This window comes from Pseudomonas sp. PDM09 (assembly GCF_014852305.1).
GTDB lineage: Bacteria > Pseudomonadota > Gammaproteobacteria > Pseudomonadales > Pseudomonadaceae > Aquipseudomonas.
This window is the reverse complement of the sequence record NZ_JACVBI010000008.1, coordinates 110,641-136,163: the sequence shown is the minus strand read 5'-3', so window position 1 is coordinate 136,163 and position 25,523 is coordinate 110,641. Positions and strand designations below refer to the sequence as shown.

Here is a 25,523-nt window from a genome sequence, read left to right as displayed (position 1 = left end):
CTCGCGAAAGCGGTGTGTCAGCCACACTAATGTCGACTGACACTCCCTCTTCGCGAGCAAGCCCGCTCCCACAGAGATCGCGTCAGACCATGAATCACATTGGTCGGTTTAAGAGCTTTCGTACCCAGGCGACTGGCGCTATCCTTGATTCATCATAATTGCCCCAGGGCGGCTAAATACGACCTTGAACGCACCCATAGAACCACATCGTTTCATCCTCGAGCCTTTTGAAGCTCGCCGCTTCGCCAATCTGTGCGGGCAATTCGACGAGCATCTGCGCTTGATCGAACAGCGCCTCGCGATCGAGATCCGCAACCGCGGAAATCAGTTCGAACTGATCGGCGAGCCCAAGCACACCACCTCCGCGGAAAACCTTCTGCGCCGCTTGTACCGGGAAACCAAAGGTACCGAGCTGTCGCCAGACATGGTTCACCTGTTCCTGCAGGAATCGGCCGTCGAGGAACTGGACAACCACTCCCCCGCCGAACCGTCCGTCGCCTTGCGCACCAAGAAAGGCATGATTCGCCCTCGCGGCTTGAATCAGGTGCGCTATGTGAAGGAAATCCTCGGTAACGACATCAACTTCGGCATCGGCCCGGCCGGTACCGGCAAGACCTATCTGGCCGTTGCCTGCGCGGTAGATGCGCTGGAACGCGAGCAGATTCGCCGTATTCTGCTGGTTCGTCCGGCGGTTGAAGCGGGCGAAAAGCTCGGCTTCCTGCCGGGTGATCTGTCGCAAAAGATCGATCCGTACCTGCGCCCGCTCTACGACGCGCTCTACGAAATGCTCGGCTTCGAATACGTGGCCAAGCTGATCGAGCGTCAAGTGATCGAAGTCGCGCCACTGGCCTACATGCGCGGTCGTACGCTGAACAACAGTTTCATCATCCTCGACGAAAGCCAGAACACCACCGTCGAACAGATGAAGATGTTCCTGACCCGCATCGGCTTCGGCTCCACTGCGGTCATCACCGGTGACATCACCCAGGTCGACCTGCCGAAAGGCACCAAATCCGGGCTGCATCATGTGATCGAGGTGCTCAAAGACGTTCCGGGGATCAGCTTCACCCACTTCATGCCCAAGGACGTGGTGCGCCATCCGTTGGTGCAACGCATTGTCGAGGCCTATGAGCGCTTCGAAAATCGCACAGCCGACGAAACGGCGAAGCCCTCTCCCAAGGACACTCGCCCCGATGCTTGAGCTTGACCTGCAACTGGCTACCGAAGCGTCTGCCCCAAGCGAAGCCGAATTCCGACAATGGTGCGAACTGGCCCTGCGCCAGCGTACTGCCGACTCCGAAATGACCATCCGTCTGGTCGACGAAGAGGAAGCCCGCGAACTGAACTTCACCTGGCGGCAGAAAGACTACGCCACCAACGTTTTGTCGTTTCCGGCCGATGTCCCCGATGAGTTTCTCGATATTCCCCTGCTCGGCGATCTGGTGATCTGCGTAGCAGTGGTGGAGCGCGAAGCGGCGGAACAAGGCAAGGAATTAAAGGCTCACTGGGCGCACCTGGTCATTCACGGCTGCTTGCATCTGCTTGGTTACGACCATATAGATGACGATGAAGCCGAAGAAATGGAAGCACTGGAACGAACGTTGCTTGCAGAGTTGGGTCATCCAGACCCTTATGCGGACGACGAAACAGACACATCCCCAATCGTAACAACAAAGGATTCAGAGTAATCGCTATGAGCGAAGATCGATCGAGCAACGGGCAGAAGTCATGGCTGGGTAAGCTCACCCAGGCTTTTGCCCACGAGCCGAAAAACCGCCAGGAGCTGCTGGAGCTGCTGCGCGATGCACATCAAAACAAGTTGCTGGACAGCGAAGCGCTGGCCATCGTCGAAGGCGCCATCCAGGTTGCAGACCTGCAAGTACGGGACATCATGGTCCCGCGCTCGCAGATGATCAGCATCAAGGCGACCCAGACACCTCGCGAGTTCCTGCCGGCCGTGGTCGACTCGGCCCACTCCCGCTACCCGGTGATCGGCGAAAGCCACGATGACGTGATGGGTGTGTTGCTGGCCAAGGACTTGTTGCCGTTGATCCTCAAGGAAAACGGCGACAGCTTCAACATCAAGGACCTGCTGCGCCCGGCTACGTTCGTGCCCGAGTCCAAGCGCCTGAATGTGCTGCTGCGCGAGTTTCGCGCCAACCATAACCACATGGCCATCGTCATTGACGAATACGGCGGCGTGGCCGGTCTGGTGACCATCGAAGACGTGCTGGAACAGATCGTCGGCGACATCGAAGACGAGCACGACGTCGAAGAAGACAGCTACATCAAGCCGCTGCCCAGCGGTGACTTCCTGATCAAGGCCCTGACGCCAATCGATAACTTCAACGAGTTCTTCGACAGCGAATTCTCCGACGATGAATTCGACACCGTTGGTGGCTTGGTGATGAGCGCGTTCGGGCACTTGCCAAAACGCAACGAAATCACTGAAATCGGCGCCTATCGCTTCCGCATCCTGAACGCCGACAGTCGTCGGATTCACTTGCTGCGTCTGACACCTATTGCCCGGTAAAAATTAAGGAAAGAAATGCACTGGATGACCCGCCCCGGCTGGCCCGGTAATTCGCTGGCCATGGCGGCCGGTGCACTCACCACTCTGGCCTTGGCGCCGTTCGATATCTGGCCGCTGGCATTGCTGGCGGTCGGTTTCTTTTACGCCGCTTTGCGTGAACTGAACCCCCGTCAGGCCTTGGGCCGTGGCTGGTGTTTCGGTTTCGGCCTGTTTGCCGCGGGCACTAGCTGGATCTACTACAGCATCCATAACTTTGGTGGCGCCTCGGTGCTGCTGGCCGGATTCTTGATGCTGCTGTTCACCGCGGCGATTGCCTGGTTCTTCGCCCTGCCCGCCTGGATTTGGGCGCGCTGGCTGCGCCGTAACGAAGCGCCGCTGGCCGATGCCTTGGCATTTGCGGCGTTGTGGGTGGGTCAGGAAGCCTTTCGCGGCTGGTTCCTTACCGGTTTCCCATGGCTCTATTCCGGTTATAGCCAACTCGACGGCCCATTGGCCGGGCTCGCGCCGGTCGGCGGAATGTGGCTGATCTCCTTCACCCTGGCCCTGACGGCTGCGCTGATCTACAACGCTGCGCGCCTGGTACGCACTGGCCGTAAAGGCTTCATCGCTGTCGGCGTGTTACTGCTGGCAGGCCCATGGTTGGCCGGCATGGCGCTCAAGGAACATGCCTGGACCAGCCCGGCAGGCGCACCACTGAGCGTCGCGGCGATTCAGGGCAACATCGAACAAAGCATGAAGTGGGACCCCTCGCAGCTCAATGCGCAGCTGGCGCTGTACCGCGACATGAGTTTCAGTTCCAAACGCGTCGACCTGCTGATCTGGCCGGAAACGGCGGTCCCGGTGCTCAAGGAGTCCGCCGAGGGCTATCTGAACATGATGGGAAGTTTCGCCGCCGAGCGTAAATCCGCGTTGATCACTGGCGTGCCGATTCGCCAGGAACTCCATCACGAGAAGCGCTATTTCAACGGCATTACCGTCGTCGGTGAAGGCGATGGCACTTACCTGAAGCAGAAACTGGTGCCGTTCGGCGAATACGTGCCACTGCAAGAAGTCTTGCGCGGCCTGATCGCTTTCTTCGACCTGCCGATGTCCGACTTTGCCCGTGGGCCGGCCGATCAAGCGCTGCTGCAAGCCAAGGGTTATCAGATTGCGCCGTTCATCTGCTACGAAGTGGTCTACCCGGAATTCGCAGCCAGCCTCGCTGCCCGTAGCGATTTGCTGCTGACCATCAGTAACGACACCTGGTTCGGCACCTCGATCGGCCCGCTGCAACACTTGCAGATGGCGCAGATGCGCGCACTTGAAGCCGGCCGCTGGATGATCCGCGCCACCAACAACGGCGTGACCGGCCTGATCAACCCGTTTGGCCAGATCACTGTGCAGATCCCGCAGTTCGAACAAGGCATTCTGTATGGCGAAGTGGTGCCAATGCACAACCTGACGCCGTACCTGCAATGGCGTTCGTGGCCGTTGATCATCATTAGCGTGTTGTTATTTGGTTGGGCGCTGGTGGCCAACCGGATGGCGAAGACCGTTTAAAAGCTTCGCGAGCAAGCCCGCCCCAACATTTGATCCTCTGTGAACACATAATGTGTGAACGAAAGAGATTGAATGTGGGAGCGGGCTTGCTCGCGAAGACGGCATCACAGGCACAACATCAATCAGCGTCAACATCGCCTCGATAAAACAACGAATACCCGATCTGCCCCACCGCCTCATTCATCAACTGCCCGCTCTGCCAGATCGATTTGAACTCCGGCATCCAGCCACCCAGCGGCCGGGCATTGTCCACGCCTAAAAACCCCACTGGCGCGGGCACTACCTCAAATCCGGCCTGCTGGAAACTCCAGACCGCTCGCGGCATGTGCCAGGCCTGAGTCACGACCACCACCCGCTTGATCCCCTCCGGCAACAACACCTGAGCGCTGAATTGCGCGTTTTCCCAGGTCGTGCGGCTGCGCCCTTCCTGCCAGCGTACCGTCACGCCAAAATCGTCGAGCAATGAGTCCGCCATCAGCTTCGCTTCGGTCGGTGGAGTGCCGTAATGCAGGCCGCCGCTGGTCAGAATCGGCAAGCCGGACGCCTTGGCCAGGCGCGCGGCATAACGCTCGCGCCCCAGGCCTACACCGGTCGGCTGATCAACGCCCCAGGCCGGATCGCCCCGCTCACGCCCTGAACCCAGCACCACGATCGCGTCCGCCCGTCGGCCCAAGGTTGCCCATTCCTCGCGCGCCAGCGGCGACTCGCGCTCCAGCGACTTGGCACTCCACTCCACCACGACCGGCAGGCTCATCAACCAGAAGCCGCCCACGCCCAAGATGAAACACACCCCCGCCAGCCTCGGCCTTGAGCGGCGCCACCACCAGGCAAGTACCAGCAGCAGCAATAAAATGCCGGGTGGCAGAAGAAGTTGTTTAATGAAATAACGAAAAGGCATCGGGCATCTCCATAGATGCCCGAAGCCTAGGTGGGTTGACGCAATGCGACAACAAATGTGGAAGGACTTTGTTTCAAAAAACCATTTTCCATGGCTTCAAGTGCCCTTACTTGAATTGCAAAGACCGGACCTTTCCCGCGCCTTTGCCGGGTGCCTTATCCTTGAGCCAGATGATCTTGGCCGAACGTGGTGCCTCGAGTTGCTTCACTGCTGCTGACAAGCATCCCTGCGTTTCACGTTCACTACGATCCAGATAGGCCTTGACCAGTTCAAACTCTGCGGGGCTCAAACCACGCAGCTCCAGCTCCAGGGGACGCTCATCACGCAGCCGTCCGGCAGTTTTGGCCGTATCCAGCGCCATTGCGAGACGGTCTATCAGTTTTTCGTACAGCTCCGGTTTTGTAGCTTTTTGCTGTGACTCAACCATCCATCACCTCATTGAAGATAAGACTCACTCCCCTTTTAGAGCTTAGCCTCGCTGAAAAAACCGGCTGAGTGCCGCGACCAACGGCCCTCGGAGCGGGTATTGGCCACGTCCTTGCGTGTAATCAGGGTTTCCCTCGGTAGAGTGCGGTCATGTATGCTACGGCGCTTCCTGTAACTCCACTTCCAGCTCGCCTGGGCACCGAAACGCCGATTTGGCGTTATCACCGTCCAGCGTTGCATTGAAGAGGATTAGGCCACCCCTATTCAGTTCAAAAGTAGCCATGCACGAACAATATCAGCCCCGTGAAATCGAAGCCGCCGCCCAGTCATTCTGGGACGAGCAAAAGTCCTTTGAAGTCAGTGAACAGCCAGGCAAGGAGACGTTCTACTGCCTGTCGATGTTCCCTTACCCCAGCGGCAAGCTACACATGGGGCACGTGCGCAACTACACCATCGGCGACGTGATCTCCCGCTACCAGCGCATGCAAGGCAAGAACGTCCTGCAACCCATGGGTTGGGACGCCTTCGGCATGCCGGCGGAAAACGCCGCGATGAAGAACAACGTAGCGCCCGCCAAGTGGACCTACGAAAACATCGCCTACATGAAAAGCCAGCTGCGCAGCCTGGGCCTGGCGGTGGACTGGTCGCGCGAAGTGACCACCTGCAAGCCTGATTACTACCGCTGGGAACAATGGCTGTTCACTCGCCTGTTCGAAAAAGGCGTGATTTACAAAAAAAGCGGCACTGTGAACTGGGACCCGGTCGACCAGACCGTTCTGGCCAACGAGCAAGTGATCGACGGTCGCGGCTGGCGTTCCGGCGCGCTGATCGAAAAGCGCGAAATCCCGATGTACTACTTCAAGATCACCGCCTACGCGGATGAGCTGCTGGAAAGCCTCGACGAACTGACGGGCTGGCCTGAGCAGGTCAAGACCATGCAGCGCAACTGGATCGGCAAATCCCGCGGCATGGAAGTGCAGTTCCCGTACGACGTCGATTCCATCGGCGAAGCCGGCGCACTGAAAGTGTTCACTACCCGTCCGGACACCCTGATGGGCGCAACCTACGTTGCGGTGGCCGCCGAACACCATCTGGCGACCCTGGCCGCGCAGAACAACCCTGAGCTGCAAGCGTTCATCGCTGAATGCAAGGGCGGCAGCGTTGCCGAAGCCGACGTCGCCACTCAAGAGAAAAAAGGCCTGCCGACCTCGCTGTTCGTCGAACACCCGCTGACCGGGGAGAAACTCCCGGTGTGGGTCGCCAACTACGTGCTGATGCATTACGGCGATGGCGCGGTCATGGCTGTTCCGGCTCACGACGAACGTGATTTCGAGTTCGCCACCAAGTACAACCTGCCGATCAAATCCGTGGTGCGCACAAGTTCCGGCGACACCAACCCGGCGCCTTGGCAGGATGCGTACGGCGAGCACGGCACGCTGATCAACTCCGGCGAATTCGATGGCCTCGACTTCGCAGGCGCCTTCGACGCCATTGAAGTGGCGCTGATCAAGAAAAACCTCGGTGCCTCGCGCACCCAGTTCCGCCTGCGTGACTGGGGCATCAGCCGTCAGCGCTACTGGGGCTGCCCGATCCCGATCATCCACTGCGACACCTGCGGTGATGTGCCGGTCCCGGAAGATCAACTGCCCGTGGTGCTGCCGGAAGACGTCGTACCGGACGGCGCCGGTTCGCCACTGGCGCGCATGCCCGAGTTCTACGAGTGCACCTGCCCGAAATGCGGCGCTGCAGCCAAGCGTGAAACCGACACCATGGACACCTTTGTCGAGTCCTCGTGGTACTACGCCCGTTACGCCTCGCCACACTATGAAGGTGGTCTGGTGGAAAAATCGGCGGCCGACCATTGGTTGCCGGTGGATCAGTACATCGGTGGCATCGAACACGCCATTCTTCACCTGCTTTATGCGCGCTTCTTCCACAAGCTGATGCGTGATGAAGGCCTGGTGAGCTCCAACGAGCCATTCAAGAACCTGCTGACTCAGGGCATGGTGATCGCCGAGACTTACTACCGTCGCGAAGCCAACGGTGCCTACACGTGGTTCAACCCGGCGGATGTCGAACTTGAACGCGACAGTAAGGCCAAGGTCATTAGCGCCAAGCTGATCGCAGACGGCCTGCCGGTGGAAATCGGTGGCACCGAGAAGATGGCCAAGTCAAAGAACAACGGCGTCGACCCACAATCGATGATTGACCAGTTCGGCGCAGACACCTGCCGCCTGTTCATGATGTTCGCCTCGCCACCCGACATGAGCGCGGAATGGTCCGACTCCGGCGTAGAGGGTTCGCACCGCTTCCTCAAGCGCGTCTGGCGCCTGGCTCAAGCGCACGTCACTCAGGGCCTGCCGGGCAAACTGGACGTCGCCAGCCTGAACGACGAGCAAAAAGCCATTCGCCGTTCGATCCACCAGGCCATCAAGCAGGCCAGCCACGACGTCGGCCAGAACCACAAATTCAACACCGCCATCGCCCAAGTGATGACGCTGATGAACGTGCTGGAAAAAGCCGCGCAAAGCACCGAACAGGATCGCGCACTGATTCACGAGGGTCTGGAAACCGTAGTCCTGCTGCTGGCTCCGATCACCCCGCACATCAGCCACGAACTGTGGCATCGCCTGGGTCACGCCGATCCGGTCATCGATGCCGGTTGGCCGGTGCTGGATGAAAGCGCCTTGGTACAGGACAGCCTGCAGCTTGTCATTCAAGTCAACGGCAAGCTGCGCGGCCACCTCGAAATGCCGGCCAGCGCCAGCCGCGAAGAAGTCGAGGCGGCCGCACGGGCCAACGAAAACGTCCTGCGCTTCGTCGATGGCCTGACTATTCGCAAAGTGATCGTAGTGCCCGGGAAACTGGTCAATATCGTCGCCAGCTAAATTGGATCGGGCGCCAGGTGATGCCTGGCGCCGAGTAAAACCTTTCGGGCCGCTTGACCGGCCCACATGGTTTCAAGGGGAGCAACATGATGATCAAACGCAATTTGCTGGTGATGGGCCTTGCAGTCCTGCTGAGCGCCTGCGGTTTCCAGCTGCGCGGCACCGGCACCACTGAACTGGCGATCAAGGAACTCGATCTGAGCGCCCGCAATGCCTACGGCGAAACCGTAACGCAATTGCGTCAGGTGCTGGAAAGCAGTGGCGTCAAGGTCTACAGCGGCGCACCTCATAAACTGGTGCTGACCGATGAGCAGGAAAGCCAGCGCATCCTCAGTTACGCAGGCGCCGGTCGTACTGGCGAGTACCAGATGACCATGGTGCTGAACTACGACATCCGGGGTCAGAGCAACCTGCCACTGCTGAGCGACAAGCTCGAAGTGCAGAAAGTCTTCATCCATGACGGCAACAACCTGGTGGGTTCCGACCAGGAAGCCAACGATGCCCGCAAGGAAATGCGTCGTGAACTGGTTCAACGCATGATGCTGCGCCTGCAACAGCTCTCCCCAACTCAGTTGGAACAGCTGCAGCAGACCGCTGATGCCAGGGCCAAGGCTGAAACCGACGCGCTGGAAGCGGCACAGAAAGCTGAAGCGCAGACGCCGCGTCAGTCGCCTGTCGAACTGCCGCAGCAATAAGCCTTACGGGGCGCTCAGGCGCCCCGTTTGCCTCTTCTTATGAAACTCGCCCCCGCCCAACTCGCTAAACACCTGCAAGGTGCCCTCGCGCCGGTCTACGTCATCAGTGGCGATGACCCACTGCTGTGTCAGGAAGCCGCCGACGCCATTCGCGCGGCTGCCCGCCAGCAAGGTTTCGATGAACGCCAGGTCTTTGCCGCCGACGCCAGTTTCGACTGGGGTACGCTGCTGCAGGCCGGCGCCAGCATGTCGCTGTTCGCCGAAAAACGTCTTCTGGAACTGCGTCTGCCCTCCGGCAAACCCGGAGACAAAGGCGCCGCGGCACTTATCGAATACTGTTCGCGCCCCGCCGAAGACACGGTGTTGCTGATCAGTCTGCCCAAGCTTGACGGCAGTGCGCAGAAGACCAAGTGGGGCAAGGCGCTGGTCGAAGGTCCGCAGACCCAGTTCGTGCAGATCTGGCCCGTGGACACCAACCAGTTGCCGAACTGGATCCGTCAACGCCTGTCCCAGGCCGGGCTTTCCGCCAGCCAGGACGCTGTCGAACTGATCGCCGCACGGGTCGAGGGCAACCTGCTGGCTGCCGCCCAGGAAATCGAAAAGCTCAAGCTGATGGCCGAAGGTGGCCAGATCACCGTCGAAACCGTGCAAGCAGCGGTAGCCGACAGTGCGCGTTTTGATGTCTTCGGCTTGACCGATGCGATTCTCAATGGCGAGGCCGCTCACGCCCTGCGCATGCTCGAAGGGTTGCGCGGCGAAGGCGTCGAACCGCCGGTGATTCTCTGGGCGCTGGCCCGGGAACTGCGTCTGCTGGCCAACCTGTCGTTGCAATACAGCCAAGGCGTGCCGCTCGACAAAGCCTTCAGCCAGGCCCGACCGCCAATCTGGGACAAACGCAAACCGTTGATGAGCAAAGCGCTGCAACGCTATTCGGCACAACGCTGGGCGCAGTTGCTGTTGGAAGCCCAGCGCATCGATGCGCAGATCAAAGGCCAGGCGGCGGGTTCGCCGTGGATGAGTCTGAGTCGGTTGACGCTGTTGATGGCCGGGCAGAGATTGTCGTTGCCCGCAGAGTAATGTTTTTGACCCATAACGGCCATTCGCGGGCAAGCCTCGCTCCTACAGAGATCGTGTGTATTCCTGTAGGAGCGAGGCTTGCCCGCGAAGGCGTCCGAAAGGTCCTACACAATGTAGGGACTAGACAAAAACTTTGCTTCGGCAGATTATTCCCCCCGCAAAACCCACTCACTTGCGAGAGATCATCATGAGCAAAAAGCCATCTAAACATGGCCCCAACAAGGCCAAATCCATCATCGCCCAGCCACTGTTCCGCAGCCGTCAGGAACGAGCCGGCAAGGGCAAAGGCAGCTACCGCCGCGAAGCCTTCCAGTCTAACAGCTGGGAGGCTTCTTACTTTCTGGCGGCCTGAAAGGCAAGCCATCGCTCAACATGTTAAGGTCTGCACCTGATTCGTATCCTCTGGACCTGTGCATGCCCCTTTGTATTTCCCGTCGTTGGCCTCTTCGCCAACTGATAGCTGCCTCCAGCCTCGTTCTGCTTGTCGCCTGCGCGGAAAAACCCACCGCTGCCGACGCCCAACCGCTTCAGACCCGCACCGTTGCGACGGCCCCTGCGGTCATTCCGCCGGTGGTTCCAACCGGTGAAAATCTCGACATCCTGCCTACCCAGACCTTTGCCGAATGGCAGGCGGGTTTCCGTAAGGACGCCCTCGCCGCCGGCATTCGCGCCGACCTGTTCGATCGTGCTTTTGCCAATGTCAGCGTGGACGACAGCGTGATCCGTGCCGACCGCAGCCAACCGGAATTCACTCGCCCGGTGTGGGAGTACCTCGATGGCGCGCTGTCGCCGCTACGGGTGCGCAAAGGTCAGGCGCTTGTCGGCGAGCACGCCGACATCCTGCAAAGCATCGAACAGCGCTACGGCGTCGACCGTCAGGCTCTGGTCGCGGTGTGGGGCATGGAAAGTAACTTTGGTCAGTTCCAGGGCAGCAAGTCGGTGATCAATTCCCTGGCGACCCTGGCTTATGAAGGTCGACGTCCGGGCTTTGCTCATGCGCAACTGATCGCGGCCTTGCAAATCCTGCAACAGGGCGATATCGCCCCCGAGAAAATGCTCGGCTCCTGGGCCGGCGCCATGGGCCAGACCCAGTTCATTCCGACCACCTACAACACCCACGCCGTAGACTTTGACGGCGATGGCCGCCGCGACATCTGGAACAGCTCTGCTGATGCATTGGCCTCGACCGCGCACTACCTGCAAAGCTCCGGCTGGCAGAAAGGTCAGCCCTGGGGCTTCGAAGTACAACTGGCGAGCGGCTTCAATTACGTCCTGGCCGATGGCGCGATTCGCAAGAGTGTGGCCGAGTGGCGACAACTGGGGGTAACCCTGCCCAATGGCGGCCAGGTTCCGGCAGGCTCCGAACACCTGTCGGCCGCCCTGTTGTTGCCAGCAGGCTATCGCGGCCCGGCGTTCCTGGTCCTCGATAACTTCCGCGCGATTCTCAAGTACAACAACTCTTCGTCCTACGCCTTGGCCGTGAGTCTGCTGTCCGAGCGCTTCAATGGTGGCGGTTTGATCAGCGGTCTATGGCCAAAAGATGACTTGCCGCTGAGCCGTACCGAGCGAATCGAGCTGCAAAACCTGCTGAGCGCCCAGAACTACGACGCAGGGACCGCCGACGGGATTATCGGCGCCAATACCCGCAAAGCGATCCGCAGTGCGCAGCAGTCGTTTGGCTGGCCGGCGGATGGTTATCCGACGCACAAGTTGCTGGAAGGGTTGCGTAGCCGATAGTAAGACGAATGGCTGATACCGCTTTCGCGAGCAAGCCCGCTCCCACAGTTGACCGAGTTCTTTGATGAAAACGCGGTCGAATGTGGGAGCGGGCTTGCTCGCGAAGACTGACTGTCAGGCGATGAATTCCTAAGCCTTGATCACCACATCCTGCTCCAACCCCAACGCCTTGTCCCCCGCATCCAGCCTGACCAGCGCGCCCATCGGCAGCGTCAAATTCGGATCACAATGCCCGCTACGCCATCCGGCCAGCACGGGGATGCGCAACGGCGCAAAGGTCTGCTTGAGCAACTTCTTCAGGGCGATCGCATCAACCCCTGCCACATCCCCCACCAGAACCCCACGCAGCTTGTGCAACGTGCCGGCCAGACGCAAATGAGTCAGCAGCCGGTCGATGCGATACAGCGGCTCGTTGATGTCTTCGATGAACAGGATGACGCCCTCGGCATCGATCTCGTAAGGCGTGCCCATGGTCGCGGCGATCATCGACAGATTGCCCCCCAACAAGCGCCCGTGAGCGATGCCGGGCTCGATGGTGGTCAACGGCCAGGCCACCGGGTGAGAAAGCACACTGCCCGCCTTCACCTGCCCGCGCAGCATGTTGAAAAACGAGAACTCGGTGGGTTGCTGCTTGTCACCCAGCAGGTCCGCGTTGAGCATCGGGCCGTGAAACGTCACGAAGCCTGCATAACGACTGATGGCCAAGTGCAGCGCAGTGACGTCGCTGTAACCGATAAACGGCTTGGCGTTGTTGCGCAGTAATTCGAAATCGATGCGATCAAGCAAACGCGGCGTACCGTAACCGCCACGCAGACAGAGAATGGCATCGACCTCTCTGTCGGCGAATGCGCCATGCAAGTCATTGAGCCGCACATCATCACTGCCAGCCAGATAACCGTCTTGCTCATAAACGCCGGGAAACACGCGCAGCGAATAGCCGCGAGCGCGCATCCAGCCGATGGCTTTATCGGTGTCCAGCGCTGCGGGGCCGGCGGGCGCGATCACGCCAATCAGCCCTGTAGGCGGCAAGGCCGGAACGGGGGCATGAGGACAAAGGGTGTGGGTCGGTCGAGCAGTCATCCATGATTCTCCCTGTGAACGCTTCAGCACACAGTAGTCAGGAACGGGAATAAACAGAAGAGGGTCAATCGCACCACGGTTTGCAGGAAAAGACTGTAATCGCCGTGGGCACTGCTAAAAAAAGGCCCGCAAGGCCTGGAAGCCTTGCGGGCCTTTTTTTGCTCTCAAAACGGGATCAGGACGACATCAGCTCGGCCTTGACCAGTTTCGCCTGCTCGTCAGCGTGGTACGAGGAACGTACCAGCGGCCCGGAAGCAACGTTCTTGAAGCCCATCTTGTAACCTTCCTCGGCGAACCAGGCGAAGGTGTCCGGGTGTACGAAGCGCTGGACCGGCAAGTGGCTGCGGGACGGTTGCAGGTACTGGCCCAGGGTCAGCATGTCAATGTCGTGTTCGCGCATGCGCTTCATGACTTCGATGACTTCTTCGTCGGTTTCGCCCAGGCCCAGCATCAAACCGGACTTGGTCGGAATGTGCGGCATCATCTGCTTGAAGCGTTGCAGCAGGGTCAGCGACCACTGGTAATCCGAACCCGGACGCGCAGCCTTGTACAGGCGCGGCACGGTTTCCAGGTTGTGGTTGAACACATCCGGCGGCTCGGCGGCGGTGATTTCCAGCGCGACGTCCATGCGGCCACGGTAGTCCGGGACCAGGGTCTCGAGCTGCACGTTCGGCGACAGTTTGCGGATTTCGCGGATGCAATCGGCAAAATGCTGGGCACCGCCGTCACGCAGGTCGTCGCGGTCTACCGAGGTGATTACGACGTACTTGAGTTTCAGGTCGGCGATGGCAATGGCCAGGCTTTCCGGCTCGTTGACGTCCAGTGGCTTCGGACGACCATGACCAACGTCGCAGAACGGGCAGCGACGGGTGCAGATGTCACCCATGATCATGAAGGTCGCGGTGCCGCCGGAGAAGCACTCGCCCAGGTTCGGGCAGGACGCCTCTTCGCACACGCTGTGCAGCTTGTGTTTACGCAGCAGGGCCTTGATGCGGTCGACCTCCGGGGAAACCGGGATGCGCACGCGAATCCAGTCGGGTTTCTTCGGCAGTTCAGTGGTAGGGATGATCTTCACCGGGATGCGTGCAACCTTCTCGGCGCCGCGCAGCTTGACGCCGGCTTCAACCTTGGCACGCGGGGCCGGACGCTCGGTGACATCGAGCGTCGGGATCATGGTTTGCACTGCATCAGTAGTCATATCAGTCGATTCCGCCCGTTAGGGTCGTCTGCTCAGCATAGTCGAGGTGTTTGACGAGCTGCGCGCGCAGCCGGGCACTTACCTCGGCAAATTCAATCGATCCTGCGTGATCGCTCAGCTGGGTCATCGCCAGCCCGGCGTAGCCGCAGGGATTAATCCGTCGAAACGGTTCCAGGTTCATATCCACGTTCAAGGCCAGGCCATGAAAGGAGCAACCGTGTCGGATCCGCAGACCCAGAGAAGCGATTTTCGCGCCATCGACATAGACACCCGGCGCATCCGGCTTGGCCACCGCGGTCACGCCGTAGCTGGCCAGCAGCTCGATCAGGCATTGCTCCATGCGGCTGACCAGATCACGCACGCCGAACCCCAGCTTGCGCACGTCCAGTAACAGGTAGGCCACCAGTTGGCCGGGACCGTGATAAGTCACCTGACCACCGCGATCAACCTTCACCACCGGAATATCTCCCGGCAGCAGCAGATGCTCAGCCTTGCCGGCCTGCCCCTGGGTGAACACCGGTGGGTGCTCGACCAGCCAGATCTCGTCCGCAGCATCGCTGCCACGTTCGTTGGTGAAGCGCTGCATGGCATGCCAGACTGGCTCGTAAGCCATCTGACCGAGCTCGCGAAAGCCCAGCGTGCCAGACATCACAGCACCATGTGCACGAAGCCGGTAGCCCGCAACTCGCTGTTGATGTCGTACAGCTGTTCCTGGCCGGTGGCGATGATGTGCAACTGGATGGTCGTGTACTTGCCGTTGGTACTCTGCCGTTCGGCAAAGGTGTTGTGGTCAACGGTCGCGTGTTTCTCAAGGATCGCGATGATTTTGTCCCTGAAACCCACGCCGGTGTCGCCAATTACCTTGATCGGGTAATCCGCGCAGGGGAATTCGATTTTTGGTGCCTTTACTTCAGTGTCTGTCATGGCGTAACGGCCTCGTAAGCCGTGGCAACGGACATGGCCCCGCTCCGGATTGGAACGGGGCCATGCAGGTCCACACTAATTCAGTTGAACAAGCCGTAGAAGAATAGACGGATGCTATCCCACATGCGGCGGAAGATACCACCCTCGTCGACCGCGTCCAGAGCGATCAGGTCGGCGCTGTGCACCACTTTGTCGTCCAGTTTCACTTCGACTTTACCGATCACATCGCCCTTGGCGATTGGCGCGACCAGTTGCGGGGTCATGGTCATGCTGGCGGCGAGCTTTTTCAGCTGGCCTTTTGGCAGGGTCATGGTCAGGTCTTGAGCCAGGCCGGCCTTGACTTGATTGGTGGTGCCTTTCCAGACAGGTGCCTGAGCCAGCTCGGCGCCTTTCTGATAGAAGGTCTGGGTTTCGAAGAAGCGGAAACCGTAAGTCAGCAGCTTCTGGGTTTCAGCAGCACGGGCCACTTCGCTGTTGGTGCCGAACACCACGGCGATCAGGCGCATGCCATCACGTACGGCCGAAGACACCATGCAGTAACCGGCTTCGTCGGTGTGACCGGTTTTCAGACCGTCGACGGTCTTGTCACGCCACAGCAGCAGGTTGCGGTTAGGCTGCTTGATGCCGTTCCAGAAGAACTCTTTCTGCGAGTAGATCGCGTAGTGAGCCGGGTCTTCGTGAATGATCGCGCGGGCCAGCACAGCCATGTCGTGAGCCGACGAGTAGTGCTCCGGGTTTGGCAGACCGGTCGGGTTCATGAAGTGGCTGTTGGTCATGCCCAGGTCGGCCACGGTTTTGTTCATCATGTCGGCGAACGCGTCTTCGCTGCCGGCGATGTGCTCGGCGAGCGCAACACTGGCGTCGTTACCCGATTGAATGATGATGCCGTGCAGCAGATCACTGACGGTGACTTGCGAACCCACCTTGATGAACATCCGCGAACCGCCGGTACGCCAGGCGTTCTCGCTGACGGTCACCGGATCGTTTTCGCCGATCTGGCCACGACGGATTTCAAGGGTCGCGATGTAAGCGGTCATCAGCTTGGTCAGGCTGGCCGGTGGCAGACGCTGGTCACCATTGTTCTCTACCAGCACGTTGCCGCTGCTGGCGTCCATGAGTACATAGGCTTTGGCGGCCAGTTGCGGTGGCGACGGCATTATCTCGGCCGCGAAAGCCGCGGGCGAGAGAAGCAGCGGGACTAGCAGGCACAGGCGTTTGGCAAAGGTGGTGATGTTCATCCGTCTCTCGAAATCGCTAATGGAAACTGCCCTAGGGCAAAACTAATCAGACAACTCTCGAAAAAGTTGTCGCGTGTTCAGTTGCTCACTCTGCAACCCTTGCCGGGCTTTTGTTCTTCAACGAGCCAACAACCCGGTTCGCCCCCCAAACCGCAAGCGAACCGTCAAACAAGAACCAGGTACTACTCGGCGCTGACCAGGCTCGGCGAACCGAGATTGGCCAGCCGCACGCTGTTTTGCACTTGCTGGATTTCACCCGGCGAGCCGATCGGCCCCAGGCGCACCCGATGCAGTGTCTGTTGGTTACGCACGATCGAGCTGATGAACACCGGAGCGCTCACCATCCCGCTGAGCTTCGATCTCAGGAGCTCTGCAGCGTCCGGGTTGGCGAACGCGCCCACCTGCAGATACTGGCCAGAGGCTGGTACAGAAGCGTTTTTTTTTGCATCGATCTGCACGGGCACTACGGCCGCGGCGTGTTGCTGCGGCGGCGGCGTCCATTGCTCGACGGTGCCGGCCGATGCCGTCATCACCGGGGCACTATTTTGTGCGACTTTCGGCTCGTTAAGCATTAAAGGCGCCGGGCGCCCTTTGGCTGCCCACCATTGCTGCGGGTCGATGCCTTCGACCTTGACCCGCGCCGTACCGGTTTCGGCATAGCCGAGTTTCTTGGCGGCCGCGTAGGACAAGTCGATGATCCGGTCCGAATAAAACGGCCCGCGGTCGTTGACCCGCAGGATGACCGTCTTGTTGTTGTCCAGGTTAGTCACCCGAACGTAACTGGGCAGTGGCAGGGTCTTGTGCGCTGCGCTCATGCCGTACAGGTCATACACTTCGCCGTTGGCGGTGTTCTGGCCATGGAATTTGGTGCCGTACCAGGACGCAGTGCCCGACGCCACGTAGGTCCTGGATTCTTGCATCGGGAAATAAGTCTTGCCCAGCACCGTGTACGGGTTGGCTTTATAAGGACCGCTGTGCAGGGTCGGCGTGGCATCTGGAATGCGCGTTACGTCGACGTCCCACCAGGGTGCGCCATCCTTGTGAGCCCGGTTGATATCCAGGCCAGGTGCCGAACGAACGGCGGTCGGGGACTTCTGAGCCGGCGCGCGACTGGTCGAACAACTGGCGACCAGAACCGTCAACGCGGCGAATGCCATGAGCTTCAGGGGTTTATTCATAGGCAATGCCCGCATTACTTGACGCCCCGTGCTTGGACCAGCTGTTCAGACAGTTGATGTACGGCCATGGCGTACATCACGCTGCGGTTATAACGCGTGATTGCGTAAAAATTCGTCAGACCCATCCAGTATTCAGGGCCATTGTCACCTTCCAGGCGGAAAGCCGTGACCGGCATATCATCGCGCAGCGCATCATGACTCGACCAGCCCAGCGCCCGCAACTCCCCGACAGTTTTCGTTGGCTCGATACCTGCGGTCAAACCTTCATCTACCTGATCTCCACGCACATCGGCGCGGCTGACCACAGGTTCGCCGGCGACCCAGCCGTGACGCTTGAAATAACTGGCGACGCTGCCGATGGCATCATCCGGGTTGGTCCAGATATTAATGTGGCCGTCGCCGTCGAAATCCACCGCATAGGCGCGAAAACTGCTTGGCATGAATTGCGGCAAACCCATGGCCCCGGCGTAGGAGCCTTTGAGGGTCAACGGATCGACCTGCTCTTCACGGGCCAGTAGCAGGAATTCACGCAACTCCTTGCGGAAGAATTCGGCACGGGGAGGATAGTCGAAACCCAAGGTGGACAAGGCATCGATCACCCGGAAATTGCCGGTATTTCGACCAAAGAAGGTCTCCACGCCGATGATCGAGACGATGACCTGCGCCGGCACACCGTATTCCTGCTCGGCACGAGCCAGGATCGCTTCGTGCTGACGCCAGAAGTCCACGCCACGGGCGATGCGCGCATCGGTGATGAACATCGGGCGATATTCTTTCCACTGTTTAACCCGTTCGGCGGGCTTGGAGATCGCGTCCAGAATCGACTGTTTGCGCTCGGCTTCGCGGAACACGCCCATCAGCTGTTCACCGGCAAAGCCATAGTCGCGGGTCATTTCACCGACGAACTCGGCCACCTGCGGTGAGCCTTCGTAATCGCCGGCCCACGCTTGCTGCGCGGTACCAAGGATGCTTACCAGGCCGACCCACGGTGCGTATCGAGTCGCCCAGCCACGCATTACTTGCATTGAAATCTTCACCTTATTCAAACCTGTGCGATCCACTTGCGATGGGTATGGATCGACATCAAAACCCCAAACGCTGACAGTAGCGTCACCAGCGAAGTTCCTCCGTAGCTAATGAACGGCAACGGCACCCCCACAACCGGCAACAGGCCACTGACCATACCGATGTTGACGAAAACGTAAACAAAAAACGTCATGGTCAGGCTGCCCGCGAGCAATTTGCCGAACAATGTCTGCGCCTGGGCGGTAATCACCAGCCCGCGACCGATCAACAACAGGTAAATCAGCAACAATGCGCAGATGCCCACCAGGCCAAACTCTTCGCCCATCACCGCAATAATGAAGTCGGTGTGGCTTTCCGGCAGGAAGTCCAGGTGCGACTGAGTACCAAGCAACCAACCTTTGCCGAACACGCCACCGGAACCGATGGCTGCTTTCGACTGAATGATGTTCCAGCCCGTGCCCAACGGATCGCTCTCTGGGTCGAGGAAGGTCAGGATTCGCTGCTTCTGGTAGTCGTGCATGATGAAGTACCACATGCCGATCGCCACCGGCACAGCCGCGGCAATCACGCTGAGAATCCAGCGCCAGCGCAGGCCGCCCATGAACAGCACGAACGCGCCACCGGCGAGAATAAGCAGCGAAGTGCCGAGGTCGGGTTGACGCACGATCAGAATGAACGGCAACCCGATCAGAAACAGACTGACGCCCACATGCTTGAGTTGCGGCGGCAAGGTGCGCTTGGACAGGTACCAGGCGATGGTTGCCGGCATCAGGATCTTCATGAATTCCGAGGGCTGGAAGCGGATCACCCCGGGAATGTTGATCCAGCGCGTGGCACCCATGGCGTTGTGGCCCATGACATCCACCACCACCAGCAACAGCACGCCGATCACATAACCGACCGGCACCCAACGGGCCATGAAGCGCGGCTCGAACTGGGCGATGACGATCATCGACACCAGGCCGATGCCGAAGGAAGTGGCTTGCTTGGCCAGCAGATCCCAGCTTTTGCCGCTGGCCGAATACAGCACGAACAGGCTGCCGGCAGCCAGGGTCAACAGCAGGATCAGCAACGGGCCGTCGATGTGCATGCGTTGCAACAGCGTCGCACGGCGACGCATCACATCCTCGCTGGAGAGGATGCGATCGAAATTACTCTTCACGGGCCGTAGCCTCCGCACTGATAGGGCTGGCGTATTCGGCTTTCAGTCGGCCGTCCTGGTCCAGGAGCCAGGCGTCCATGACTTGACGCACCACTGGCGCGGCGACGCCGGAACCGGACTCACCGTTCTCGACCATCACCGACACCACGATTTGCGGGTTGTCGGCCGGCGCGAAGCCGACGAACAAGGCGTGGTCGCGGTGACGCTCCTGAACCTTGGAGCGGTCGTATTTTTCGCCCTGCTTGATCGCGACCACCTGGGCCGTACCACTTTTGCCGGCAATCCGGTATTGCGCACCAATGGATGCCTTGCGCGCCGTACCGCGGGCGCCGTGCATCACCTGCTGCATGCCGTGGTTGACCTTGGTCCAGTCCGACGGGTCGCGCAGAATGATGTCCGGCATCGGATTTTCGTCCACCGGCTTCGCACCTTCGAGGGTCTTGGCCAAATGCGGACGATTCCACACACCCTTGTTGGCCACCAGCGCCGTGGCCTGCGCCAACTGCAACGGAGTGGACTGCATGTAGCCCTGACCGATCCCGAGAATCAGCGTTTCGCCCGGGTACCAGGCCTGACGACGGGTCGCGCGCTTCCATTCCCGGGTCGGCATCAACCCCGGCGACTCTTCGAACATGTCGAGGGAGACCTTCTGACCAATACCGAATTTGCTCATGTAAGCCGACAACCGATCAATCCCCAGCTTGTGCGCCAGGTCATAGAAGTAGGTGTCGTTGGACCGCATGATCGCCGTGTCCAGATCCACGTAACCGTCGCCGGTACGGTTCCAGTTACGGTATTTGTGATCGTAATTGGGCAGTTGGTAGTAACCGGGGTCGTAGACCCGGGTCGATGCGGTGACCACGCCCGCATCCAGGCCGGCAATCGCCACCGCCGGTTTAATCGTCGAGCCCGGCGGGTACAGACCGCGCAACACGCGGTTGAACAGTGGCCGGTCGATGGAATCGCGCAACTCGGAATAGGCTTTGAAACTGATGCCGGTGACGAACAGGTTCGGGTCAAAACTCGGCTGACTGACCATCGCCAGGACTTCGCCGGTTTTCGGGTCCAGCGCCACTACCGCGCCACGACGACCGCCGAGCGCGGCTTCGGCGGCTTCCTGCAATTTGATGTCCAGGCTCAGGACGATGTCCTTGCCGGAAATCGGCTCGGTACGTTTGAGCACCCGCAACACGCGGCCACGGGCGTTGGTCTCGACTTCTTCGTAACCAACCTGACCGTGCAGCTCGGGCTCGTAAAACCGCTCGATGCCGGTTTTACCAATTTGATGGGTGCCGCTGTAACTCACCGGATCGAGCGTCTTGAGCTCTTTCTCGTTGATCCGCCCCATGTAACCCACTGAGTGCGCAAAGTGCGCGCCCTGCGGGTAATGACGCACCAGTTGCGCGACCACTTCCACACCGGGCAGACGGAACTGGTTCACCGCGATGCGGGCGATCTGCTCTTCGGTCAGCTCGAACAGGATGGGCACCGGCTCAAACGGTCGGCGCCCCTGACGCATGCGCTTCTCGAAAATCACCCGGTCCTCGGGCGTCAGCTCCAGCACTTCAACGATCACGTCGAGCACTTGCTGCCAGTCACCGGAGCGTTCGCGGGTCATGCTCAGGCTGAAGCTGGGCCGGTTATCGGCCACCACCACGCCATTGCGGTCGAAGATCAACCCGCGAGTCGGCGGAATCGGCTGCACATGGACGCGGTTGTTTTCCGACAGTGTCGAGTGGTACTCGTACTGGATCACCTGAAGGAAATACAGCCGCGCGATCAGCACGCCAATCAGCGCCACCACTGCAATGGCCCCGAACACGACGCGGCCACGCACCAGACGGGCGTCTTTTTCGTGGTCCTTGATGCGGATCGGCTGGGGCATGAGGGCAGAACTACTTGTGGTAAGGGTGGCCGGACAGGACTGTCCAGGCACGATACAGCTGTTCGCCGATCAGAATCCGCACCAATGGGTGCGGCAGCGTCAACGGCGACAACGACCAGCGTTGATCCGCCCGGGCACAGACTTCCGGCGCCAGCCCTTCGGGGCCGCCGACCATGAAATTCACCGTGCGCGAGTCCAGCCGCCAGCGATCGAGTTCGACCGCCAGTTGCTCGGTGCTCCAGGGCTTGCCGTGGACTTCGAGGGTGACAATGCGCTCGTTCGGCCCGACCTTGGCCAGCATGGCCTCGCCTTCCTGACGGATAAAGCGCGCCACGTCGGCGTTCTTGCCGCGGGTGTTGAGCGGAATTTCCACCAGTTCCAGCGCCAGCTCGGACGGAAGACGCTTGGCATATTCATGCCAGCCTTCTTCCACCCATTTGGGCATGCGTGAACCGACGGCGATCAGTCGCAGTCGCACAGCGGTCCCTTATTGCTGGTCTTTGTTGAGCTTGATGAAATGCTCATGGGTGTTTTCCGGGCTGTGGTGCGCGGCGCTGCCGGCACGGCTCTGCTCGGCACCCTGCCACAAACGCTCCAGGTCATAGAACTGGCGCGCGCTGGCAGTCATCATGTGCACGATGACGTCGTCCATATCCAGCAGCACCCAGTCGCTGTCGCCCTTGCCTTCTTCACCCAACGGCTTGACGCCCTGGGCCTTGACCGCTTCGCGGACCTTATCCAGCATCGCGCCGATCTGGCGGTTGGAAGTACCGGTAGCGATGATCATGAAATCAGTGATGCTCTGCTTTTCACGAACGTCGATCACCAGAACATCCTGGGCCTTGACGTCTTCCAGGGCCGCTACGGCCACCTTGACCAGCTCTTCGCCGCGCAGTTCCGGGCCGGTATTGGCCACTACTGGCAGCGGAGCGCTCTTGAACGTGCCCTTGCGCTTTACTTTGTTTACGTCTTTGTCAGTCATATAAAACTCGTTTTGCTCGTGTGTTCGGGCGCTTCGATACACGCATTCACGTGCCTTGAAGCGCGCCCTTTTTCAGTTCGACGCACGGTAAAGCCCGTGCGCATCGATGTAGGCCAGGACCGCGTCGGGCACCAGGAAACGTACCGACTTACCGCTGGCCAGCAGTTGACGGATCTGGGTGGCGGATACCGCGAGCGGTGTCTGCCAGACGAATGCAATCTGTCCGCTCGGCCCTTTGAGGGCCAGCGGGTCGCTCACCGAGCGCGCTGCCAGCAGGTTGCGCAAGGCATCCGGCGGTTCGCTGTCGGCATCCGGGCGTTGCAGCACCAGGATGTGGCAATGCTGGAGCAACTCTTCCCAGCGGTGCCAAGTGGGCAGGCCGCAAAATGCGTCCCAGCCCAAAAGTAGAAAAACCTGGTCCGGGGCGGCCAGTTCGGCGCGCATCAGTTCCAGGGTGTCGATGGTGTAGGACGGTTTGTCCCGCTGCAATTCGCGGGCGTCCACTACCAACGGTGGCACACCGGCCACCGCGCACTTGACCATCGCCAGACGGTCCTTCGCCGACACCTGCGGCGTACCGCGATGAGGAGGCCTGGCACTGGGTGTCAGACGCAACTCATCGAGCGCCAGCGATTCGGCGACTTCCAGCGCACCGCGCAAATGGCCGATGTGCACCGGGTCGAAGGTCCCGCCCAGTACGCCAATGCGTCGAGGCTGGGGCTCGCTGGCGGTCACCTGGGCTGACGGGTCGAGGTCGCCCAAGTCAGAGCGACTCCTGGCCGCGCAACTGACCGTCACCGACCACGATGTACTTCTCGCAGGTCAGCCCTTCGAGGCCCACCGGGCCGCGGGCGTGCAGCTTATCAGTAGAAATGCCAATCTCGGCACCCAATCCGTATTCGAAGCCATCGGCAAAGCACGTCGGCGTATTGATCATCACCGAAGACGAATCGACTTCAGCCACGAAACGCCGGGTATCGGCCAGGTTTTCGCTGACGATCGAATCGGTGTGATGGGAGCCGTACTTATTAATATGCTCAATGGCCTGATCCAGACCGTCGACCACACGGATCGAGAGGATCGGCGCCAGATATTCGGTGTGCCAGTCTTCTTCAGTGGCCGCAACGGCCTCGATGATCGCCCGTGTACGCTCGCAACCGCGCAGCTCGACGCCTTTTTCGCGGAACTGGGCAGACATCGATGGCAGGAAATCCTTGGCGACCGCTTGATCCACCAGCAGGGTTTCCATGGCGCCACAGATGCCATAACGGTAAGTCTTGGCGTTGAACGCGATGCGCTGGGCTTTCGGCAGATCGGCGTGGGCGCTGACGTAGACATGACAAATGCCGTCCAGGTGCTTGATCACGGGCACGCGGGCATCGCGACTGACCCGTTCGATCAGGCCACGACCGCCACGGGGCACGATGACGTCGACGTATTCGGGCATGGTGATCAGCGCGCCAACGGCGGCACGGTCGGTGGTTTCGACCACTTGCACCACGGCGGCCGGCAGCTCGGCCTCGGCCAGGCCGCGCTGGATGCAGGCGGCAATGGCACGGTTGGAATGAATCGCCTCGGAGCCGCCACGCAGGATGGTCGCGTTGCCAGACTTCAGGCACAGGCTGGCGGCATCGATGGTCACGTTCGGCCGTGATTCGTAGATGATCCCGATCACGCCCAATGGCACGCGCATCTTGCCGACCTGGATGCCCGACGGGCGATAACTCATGTCGCGGATCGCACCCACCGGGTCTGGCAGTGCAGCGACCTGCCGCAAACCGACGATCATGCCGTCGATGCGCTCCGGGGTCAGCGCCAGGCGTTCCAGCAGAGCAGGCTCAAGACCGTTGGCGCGGCCGGCGGCCAAATCCAGTTCATTGGCAGCGGTCAGCTCGTTGCGTGCAGCGTCCAGCGCATTGGCGGCCGCCTGCAAGGCGCGGTTTTTCTGCGCGGTGCTGGCACGGCCGATCACGCGGGAAGCTTCGCGGGCGGCGCGACCCAAACGGGTCATGTAGTCAAGAACGGACTCAGTCATGGTCTGCAATGGTCTTTGCTAAGGTCTTGGTAAAGAGTAAAGCGGCAGATTATAGCTGTCGCGTCCCGGGACTAACAGCGGTGACAGGCGGATGGTCGAAATGGAGGGCAATTTGCCGACGTTCAGCCGTGATTAAGCCGCATATTGTTATCATCACGACTCAATCAGCCCTGATAAACGCTGTTCATCATGACCAACTTGCCTGTTTCTGCATCCACTACGCGCCAGCCCACGGGGCTGCCGGATGCATTTTTCGACCGCGATGCCCAAACGCTGGCCCGGGATTTACTGGGCAAGATCATCCGCCATAAGGTCGGCGACCTGTGGCTCAGTGCCCGGATCATCGAGACCGAAGCCTATTACTGCGAAGAAAAAGGCAGCCACGCCTCCCTTGGCTACACAGAAAAGCGTAAGGCTTTGTTTCTGGATGGCGGCCACATCTATATGTATTACGCCCGCGGTGGCGATTCATTGAACTTCAGCGCTCAGGGCCCCGGCAATGCAGTGTTGATCAAATCCGCCTATCCGTGGGTCGATGAACTGAGCGGGCCAGCGAGTCTGGCGCAGATGCTATTGAACAATCCCGATGCCCGGGGCCGCCCTCGCCCCTCACAAAAGCTGTGTGCCGGGCAGACGCTGCTTTGCAAGGCGCTGGGGCTGAAGGTGCCGGTCTGGGACGCCAAGCGCTTCGACCATGAAGTACTGCTGGTGGAAGATGTCGGGCCGGCGCCCGGCCACATTATCCAGACCACACGCCTGGGCATTCCCCACGGGCGCGACGAACACTTGATGTACCGTTTTGTTGATGCGGCTTACGCACTTTATTGCACGCGCAACCCGCTGCGCCGGGGGCAGGTCGAAGGGCGCGATTATTTTTTGCTGACGTGAACGATGAAAATCCAGTGTGGGAGCGGGCTTGCTCGCGAAGGGGCCCTTTCAGTCGATATTAGTGCCGCCTGACACTCCGCCTTCGCGAGCAAGCCCGCTCCCACATGAAATCTGTGGTGTTGTGAAGATTGCGT

Annotated in this window: 25 protein-coding genes; 10 read left to right on the top strand and 15 right to left on the bottom strand. The window is 60.1% G+C overall.

What is annotated here, in order from left to right:
• Positions 1-184 precede the first annotated feature (184 nt).
• From IB250_RS19935 to lnt, 4 genes are read left to right on the top strand one after another with little or no spacing between them, the layout of a single operon-like run.
• The gene (locus IB250_RS19935) at positions 185-1,201 is read left to right on the top strand and encodes a PhoH family protein (RefSeq protein WP_123498577.1); all 1,017 of its coding nucleotides are present in this window, start codon (positions 185-187) and stop codon (positions 1,199-1,201) included.
• A complete protein-coding gene (ybeY, locus tag IB250_RS19930) occupies positions 1,194-1,688 on the top strand; it encodes an rRNA maturation RNase YbeY (protein ID WP_052967417.1) in 495 nt (164 codons plus the stop codon). Before IB250_RS19935 ends, ybeY begins: the two co-directional genes overlap by 8 nt.
• A 5-nt stretch (positions 1,689-1,693) precedes the next feature.
• Positions 1,694-2,533 (top strand): HlyC/CorC family transporter, encoded by an 840-nt coding sequence (locus tag IB250_RS19925; RefSeq protein WP_007894419.1) that lies wholly within the window; start codon positions 1,694-1,696, stop codon positions 2,531-2,533.
• Between the two features lie 15 nt (positions 2,534-2,548).
• Positions 2,549-4,072 (top strand): apolipoprotein N-acyltransferase, encoded by a 1,524-nt coding sequence (lnt, locus tag IB250_RS19920; protein WP_192345320.1) that lies wholly within the window; start codon positions 2,549-2,551, stop codon positions 4,070-4,072.
• 118 nt (positions 4,073-4,190) lie between these two features.
• Here the strand turns inward: lnt and IB250_RS19915 are convergent, their stop codons facing one another.
• Positions 4,191-4,970 (bottom strand): YdcF family protein, encoded by a 780-nt coding sequence (locus tag IB250_RS19915; RefSeq protein ID WP_192345319.1) that lies wholly within the window; start codon positions 4,968-4,970, stop codon positions 4,191-4,193.
• Positions 4,971-5,076: 106 nt separating this feature from the next.
• Positions 5,077-5,397, bottom strand: coding sequence for a hypothetical protein (locus tag IB250_RS19910; RefSeq protein ID WP_192345318.1), 321 nt, complete (start codon positions 5,395-5,397; stop codon positions 5,077-5,079).
• A gap of 280 nt (positions 5,398-5,677) precedes the next feature.
• Between IB250_RS19910 and leuS the strand changes: the two genes are divergently transcribed.
• The 5 genes from leuS (at position 5,678) to IB250_RS19885 (ending at position 11,793) form a co-directional block, all read left to right on the top strand.
• Positions 5,678-8,284, top strand: coding sequence for a leucine--tRNA ligase (leuS, locus tag IB250_RS19905; RefSeq protein WP_192345317.1), 2,607 nt, complete (start codon positions 5,678-5,680; stop codon positions 8,282-8,284).
• 89 nt (positions 8,285-8,373) lie between these two features.
• Positions 8,374-8,979 (top strand): LPS assembly lipoprotein LptE, encoded by a 606-nt coding sequence (gene lptE, locus IB250_RS19900; RefSeq protein WP_192345316.1) that lies wholly within the window; start codon positions 8,374-8,376, stop codon positions 8,977-8,979.
• Between the two features lie 39 nt (positions 8,980-9,018).
• On the top strand, positions 9,019-10,056 hold the full coding sequence (gene holA / locus IB250_RS19895) for a DNA polymerase III subunit delta (protein ID WP_192345438.1): 1,038 nt from the start codon (positions 9,019-9,021) through the stop codon (positions 10,054-10,056).
• Positions 10,057-10,243: 187 nt separating this feature from the next.
• The gene (gene arfA / locus IB250_RS19890; RefSeq protein WP_003176285.1) at positions 10,244-10,408 is read left to right on the top strand and encodes an alternative ribosome rescue factor ArfA; all 165 of its coding nucleotides are present in this window, start codon (positions 10,244-10,246) and stop codon (positions 10,406-10,408) included.
• Positions 10,409-10,470: 62 nt separating this feature from the next.
• Entirely contained in the window at positions 10,471-11,793 is a 1,323-nt protein-coding gene (locus tag IB250_RS19885; RefSeq protein ID WP_192345315.1) for a lytic murein transglycosylase, read from the top strand.
• A gap of 129 nt (positions 11,794-11,922) precedes the next feature.
• Here the strand turns inward: IB250_RS19885 and IB250_RS19880 are convergent, their stop codons facing one another.
• The 13 genes from IB250_RS19880 to IB250_RS19820 form a co-directional block, all read right to left on the bottom strand.
• Positions 11,923-12,873 (bottom strand): S66 peptidase family protein, encoded by a 951-nt coding sequence (locus IB250_RS19880; RefSeq protein ID WP_192345314.1) that lies wholly within the window; start codon positions 12,871-12,873, stop codon positions 11,923-11,925.
• A 175-nt stretch (positions 12,874-13,048) separates the two neighbouring features.
• On the bottom strand, positions 13,049-14,071 hold the full coding sequence (gene lipA, locus IB250_RS19875) for a lipoyl synthase (RefSeq protein ID WP_007946663.1): 1,023 nt from the start codon (positions 14,069-14,071) through the stop codon (positions 13,049-13,051).
• A gap of 1 nt (position 14,072) precedes the next feature.
• The gene (gene lipB, locus IB250_RS19870) at positions 14,073-14,720 is read right to left on the bottom strand and encodes a lipoyl(octanoyl) transferase LipB (protein WP_192345313.1); all 648 of its coding nucleotides are present in this window, start codon (positions 14,718-14,720) and stop codon (positions 14,073-14,075) included.
• Complete coding sequence (locus tag IB250_RS19865) at positions 14,720-14,995, bottom strand: DUF493 domain-containing protein (protein ID WP_052967109.1); 276 nt, start codon at positions 14,993-14,995, stop codon at positions 14,720-14,722. Before IB250_RS19865 ends, lipB begins: the two co-directional genes overlap by 1 nt.
• An 80-nt stretch (positions 14,996-15,075) precedes the next feature.
• Positions 15,076-16,233 carry a D-alanyl-D-alanine carboxypeptidase family protein gene (locus tag IB250_RS19860; RefSeq protein ID WP_008070106.1) on the bottom strand — a complete coding sequence of 386 codons (1,158 nt, stop codon included), beginning with the start codon at positions 16,231-16,233 and terminating at the stop codon, positions 15,076-15,078.
• A gap of 182 nt (positions 16,234-16,415) precedes the next feature.
• Positions 16,416-17,426, bottom strand: a complete 1,011-nt coding sequence (locus tag IB250_RS19855; RefSeq protein WP_007894385.1) for a septal ring lytic transglycosylase RlpA family protein — start codon at positions 17,424-17,426, stop codon at positions 16,416-16,418.
• Entirely contained in the window at positions 17,426-18,436 is a 1,011-nt protein-coding gene (mltB, locus tag IB250_RS19850) for a lytic murein transglycosylase B (RefSeq protein WP_123498554.1), read from the bottom strand. Before mltB ends, IB250_RS19855 begins: the two co-directional genes overlap by 1 nt.
• Before the next feature lie 17 nt (positions 18,437-18,453).
• Complete coding sequence (gene rodA, locus IB250_RS19845) at positions 18,454-19,557, bottom strand: rod shape-determining protein RodA (protein ID WP_192345437.1); 1,104 nt, start codon at positions 19,555-19,557, stop codon at positions 18,454-18,456.
• A gap of 31 nt (positions 19,558-19,588) precedes the next feature.
• A complete protein-coding gene (mrdA, locus tag IB250_RS19840; protein WP_123498552.1) occupies positions 19,589-21,484 on the bottom strand; it encodes a penicillin-binding protein 2 in 1,896 nt (631 codons plus the stop codon).
• A 10-nt stretch (positions 21,485-21,494) separates the two neighbouring features.
• Complete coding sequence (rlmH, locus tag IB250_RS19835; RefSeq protein WP_003185785.1) at positions 21,495-21,962, bottom strand: 23S rRNA (pseudouridine(1915)-N(3))-methyltransferase RlmH; 468 nt, start codon at positions 21,960-21,962, stop codon at positions 21,495-21,497.
• Positions 21,963-21,971: 9 nt separating this feature from the next.
• On the bottom strand, positions 21,972-22,466 hold the full coding sequence (rsfS, locus tag IB250_RS19830; RefSeq protein ID WP_038981377.1) for a ribosome silencing factor: 495 nt from the start codon (positions 22,464-22,466) through the stop codon (positions 21,972-21,974).
• A gap of 72 nt (positions 22,467-22,538) precedes the next feature.
• The gene (nadD, locus tag IB250_RS19825) at positions 22,539-23,228 is read right to left on the bottom strand and encodes a nicotinate-nucleotide adenylyltransferase (RefSeq protein ID WP_123498550.1); all 690 of its coding nucleotides are present in this window, start codon (positions 23,226-23,228) and stop codon (positions 22,539-22,541) included.
• Between the two features lies 1 nt (position 23,229).
• Positions 23,230-24,501: a glutamate-5-semialdehyde dehydrogenase gene (locus tag IB250_RS19820; RefSeq protein ID WP_192345312.1), complete on the bottom strand. Its 1,272-nt coding sequence runs from the start codon at positions 24,499-24,501 to the stop codon at positions 23,230-23,232.
• Positions 24,502-24,690: 189 nt separating this feature from the next.
• On the opposite strand from IB250_RS19820, the gene IB250_RS19815 reads away from it, so the two are divergent.
• Positions 24,691-25,389, top strand: a complete 699-nt coding sequence (locus IB250_RS19815; protein ID WP_063342419.1) for a DNA-3-methyladenine glycosylase — start codon at positions 24,691-24,693, stop codon at positions 25,387-25,389.
• The last annotated feature ends 134 nt before the right edge of the window (positions 25,390-25,523 follow it).

Bases quoted from the DNA above. Each gene is read 5' to 3' on its own strand.
- ybeY (WP_052967417.1), top strand. From the start codon at position 1,194: ATGCTTGAGCTTGACCTGCAACTGGCTACCGAAGCGTCTGCCCCAAGC.
- IB250_RS19925 (WP_007894419.1), top strand. From the start codon at position 1,694: ATGAGCGAAGATCGATCGAGCAACGGGCAGAAGTCATGGCTGGGTAAG.
- lnt (WP_192345320.1), top strand. From the start codon at position 2,549: ATGCACTGGATGACCCGCCCCGGCTGGCCCGGTAATTCGCTGGCCATG.
- IB250_RS19915 (WP_192345319.1), bottom strand. From the start codon at position 4,970: ATGCCTTTTCGTTATTTCATTAAACAACTTCTTCTGCCACCCGGCATT.
- IB250_RS19910 (WP_192345318.1), bottom strand. From the start codon at position 5,397: ATGGTTGAGTCACAGCAAAAAGCTACAAAACCGGAGCTGTACGAAAAA.
- leuS (WP_192345317.1), top strand. From the start codon at position 5,678: ATGCACGAACAATATCAGCCCCGTGAAATCGAAGCCGCCGCCCAGTCA.
- lptE (WP_192345316.1), top strand. From the start codon at position 8,374: ATGATCAAACGCAATTTGCTGGTGATGGGCCTTGCAGTCCTGCTGAGC.
- holA (WP_192345438.1), top strand. From the start codon at position 9,019: ATGAAACTCGCCCCCGCCCAACTCGCTAAACACCTGCAAGGTGCCCTC.
- arfA (WP_003176285.1), top strand. From the start codon at position 10,244: ATGAGCAAAAAGCCATCTAAACATGGCCCCAACAAGGCCAAATCCATC.
- IB250_RS19885 (WP_192345315.1), top strand. From the start codon at position 10,471: ATGCCCCTTTGTATTTCCCGTCGTTGGCCTCTTCGCCAACTGATAGCT.
- IB250_RS19880 (WP_192345314.1), bottom strand. From the start codon at position 12,873: ATGACTGCTCGACCGACCCACACCCTTTGTCCTCATGCCCCCGTTCCG.
- lipA (WP_007946663.1), bottom strand. From the start codon at position 14,071: ATGACTACTGATGCAGTGCAAACCATGATCCCGACGCTCGATGTCACC.
- lipB (WP_192345313.1), bottom strand. From the start codon at position 14,720: ATGTCTGGCACGCTGGGCTTTCGCGAGCTCGGTCAGATGGCTTACGAG.
- IB250_RS19865 (WP_052967109.1), bottom strand. From the start codon at position 14,995: ATGACAGACACTGAAGTAAAGGCACCAAAAATCGAATTCCCCTGCGCG.
- IB250_RS19860 (WP_008070106.1), bottom strand. From the start codon at position 16,233: ATGAACATCACCACCTTTGCCAAACGCCTGTGCCTGCTAGTCCCGCTG.
- IB250_RS19855 (WP_007894385.1), bottom strand. From the start codon at position 17,426: ATGCGGGCATTGCCTATGAATAAACCCCTGAAGCTCATGGCATTCGCC.
- mltB (WP_123498554.1), bottom strand. From the start codon at position 18,436: ATGCAAGTAATGCGTGGCTGGGCGACTCGATACGCACCGTGGGTCGGC.
- rodA (WP_192345437.1), bottom strand. From the start codon at position 19,557: ATGCGTCGCCGTGCGACGCTGTTGCAACGCATGCACATCGACGGCCCG.
- mrdA (WP_123498552.1), bottom strand. From the start codon at position 21,484: ATGCCCCAGCCGATCCGCATCAAGGACCACGAAAAAGACGCCCGTCTG.
- rsfS (WP_038981377.1), bottom strand. From the start codon at position 22,466: ATGACTGACAAAGACGTAAACAAAGTAAAGCGCAAGGGCACGTTCAAG.
- IB250_RS19820 (WP_192345312.1), bottom strand. From the start codon at position 24,501: ATGACTGAGTCCGTTCTTGACTACATGACCCGTTTGGGTCGCGCCGCC.
- IB250_RS19815 (WP_063342419.1), top strand. From the start codon at position 24,691: ATGACCAACTTGCCTGTTTCTGCATCCACTACGCGCCAGCCCACGGGG.